2 protein-coding genes are annotated in these 2,407 nt (G+C 58.2%); both read right to left on the bottom strand.

All coding sequences use genetic code 11. The annotated features are described in order from the left end of the window. Window positions 1–133: 133 nt before the first annotated feature. Complete coding sequence (locus tag WDB66_RS15155) at window positions 134–1,072, bottom strand: integrase domain-containing protein (protein WP_339399437.1); 939 nt, start codon at window positions 1,070–1,072, stop codon at window positions 134–136. A 300-nt stretch (window positions 1,073–1,372) separates the two neighbouring features. Then, on the bottom strand, window positions 1,373–1,690 hold the full coding sequence (locus WDB66_RS15150; RefSeq protein ID WP_339399436.1) for a hypothetical protein: 318 nt from the start codon (window positions 1,688–1,690) through the stop codon (window positions 1,373–1,375). Window positions 1,691–2,407 lie beyond the last annotated feature (717 nt).

Genomic DNA, 2,407 nt, shown 5'->3' with positions numbered 1-2,407 from the left:
CCCAGGGGCAATAAATCGCCATTGGTGATTGACGCAGCATGTCGCGTATCCTGCTGGTGCAATGGCAGCGGATTGACCGATGGCCCAATACGCGAATCCTCAAGAAAAATGGGCGGTTTGGCCCAGCAGGCAGTTATCTGCCCAGATAGTGCGTGGTGATGCTCTCCCGGCTGTGGCCCAAGGCTTCGGCGGTTTCCAAGCGTGCATGGCGCTCGATGGCCCGGTCCACCGGAGCTGGTCCACCACGCACAGGCGAGGGATAGCGGGCCAATGCTTCGAAATAGGCGTTGGCAAACTCATGCCGCAATCCATGTGCAGTCATGCCGTTGTGCCTGGTGACGCCTGCCTTGCGCAGCACCGCATAGAGCCGGTTTTTGGCCTGCTTGAGCGTAAGAGCTTCCGGTGCAATTGAAGCATCCGGGCCAGATACGAACATCTTGGCGTCATCAAGCGCTTTGCGCTGTCCGGGTTCCGTGATCTTGAGGGTGCGCTGGCGTCCGCCTTTGGTGCCCCGAGTAACGTCCACGACCTGTCCAAGATCTGCCACCCATGGGCGAAACATCAGCGATTCCCTCACCCGAAGGCCAAGCGTCCATTGCAGAACCAATGCCATCGCGACCCACGGTTCGATCTGGCGAACACGATCCATGACCGCTACCGGATCGATCCCTTGCGCCGACCAACTCTTGTCATGAGTCGCGATGGAGGAGCGCGTGACATGCTTGGGATCGGTCACGTAGTGAACGGAGGCGAGGATCACCCCAGGCTTGCCGAGCCAACCGCAGAAAGTCCGGAAGATGGAGATCCGGTTCTGGATCACCGAGGGCGACAGCCCCTCGGCGACCCAGTGATCGACAAGGGCTTGCATGTGTCGGCCCTTGAACTGGCGGACATTGTTAAGCCTGAATTTCATATCACGTAGCTGCGCGAAGCCCTGCATCAAGACCTGGCCGCGCTTGCGGCGGGTATCGTCACTGGCTCTATCACCATCGACGCGCCTGCCGTTGTGGTCCTTCAGAACAGCGGTGAGGGTTTTCTTCCAGCCGCCGGTAATCGTGGTATGGCCTGTCATGGTCAATTCCTCGTTGAATGAATGGGTTAAATGGCGTGCGCGTTCGGTCTTGCGACCTGGCTCTACTTCAAAGGGTGTGTGCGCTGACCTGGCCCCATTTCTGGCACCAGCTCGCCCTTCCTCGGGAAGGCTCGCCCTACGGCGAGGCAAGGCGCTCCGACAACGCCTCGAATTTCATGTCATCCCGGCGCTTCCACCTGCCACCGGTGGACGGGATGTCGCAGCCTCGGATGTCGACCGATGCAGGCCAGCTGCACCAATGCGACAAGACATGTGTATGGCCACGAAGGGCGAAACAGATCAGGAGCGATCTTTTCGCCGGCTCAGCTTTGCGTAGACGGAGAGGCCGTAATCAATGACCTGATCGGGCAAATCCTCGACCTCGGACAAGGCCGCCAAGAGCATCCAACTGGCGGTGACCATCAAACACGGGCGAAACCCTTCCCGAGTGGATTGAGATCGCACCTTCCTCACAGCATCCATAGCCTCGAGTGTTATCGGTACCTTGACCTGTTCCGAAGGTGGGACCGCCACAAGTGCATGTCCGTCCCATGTATAAAGCTGGCCTACTTTCAACTCATTGTTACGGGCTGATTTAATTCGTTCGATACCTTCCATTGCAGTTCTCCTGTGGGTTTCTACTCATATTCAGAAGTCACCTTCACTTTCACGTTTAATTAATTCGTTTCACCACGCGTTCGCGCACAGCAGTGCGCCCGGTGCTGGAAGCCGGTACAAGACAGGTAGGAGGAAATAGCCCGATACGGGCGAGGGATGCGTACAGAGCACGCAAGAGGACGCGCACGGATTCAGGCCGTGGCTGACGAGGACGGACCTAGGGTCCGAGGCAAGTAACGACAGCTTGCTTCAAGCAACTTGTCGATCGGGGGAACAACGACGGCTCATCGATTTTGGCCCCAGGCCAAATGGCCTGGGACGGTGGTTGGCGCATTAACGCGCTCAGCACCGAAGCCGATACCTACCAGAACACGATTCCGCGACTAGACCGGCTTATGTCGGTTCAGAGCCAAAGGAAGCGCGAATGCGGGCCGTGCCGCAAGGAGAATGTCAAAGCGCTGCTCGAAAACGCGACGCGTCTCAAGGCGTGACGAGTTGGGCCAGCAACAACCGAGTACGTCCAAATGAACACCACCCGTTGATGCAGCGGCCTACTGAGAAAATGCCATCGCGTTCATCCGACGCTGCCCAAGGTTGATGGCGAGTTGGGCACGGCGATGTAGGTCGCCGCCACCTGTAAACTTTTTGCTCACCCCACCTCACCGTGGATGCGTCAGTGGGTGGCTGATTGACACGCTATGCCAGATGCCCCCTGTA

Source organism: Denitratimonas organivorans, from assembly GCF_037478135.1.
Lineage (GTDB): Bacteria > Pseudomonadota > Gammaproteobacteria > Xanthomonadales > Xanthomonadaceae > Denitratimonas.
This window is presented reverse-complemented; position numbering and strand designations above follow the sequence as displayed.

Excerpts from the sequence above, each read along its gene's own strand:
- WDB66_RS15155 (WP_339399437.1), bottom strand. The coding sequence starts at position 1,072 with ATGACAGGCCATACCACGATTACCGGCGGCTGGAAGAAAACCCTCACC.
- WDB66_RS15150 (WP_339399436.1), bottom strand. The coding sequence starts at position 1,690 with ATGGAAGGTATCGAACGAATTAAATCAGCCCGTAACAATGAGTTGAAA.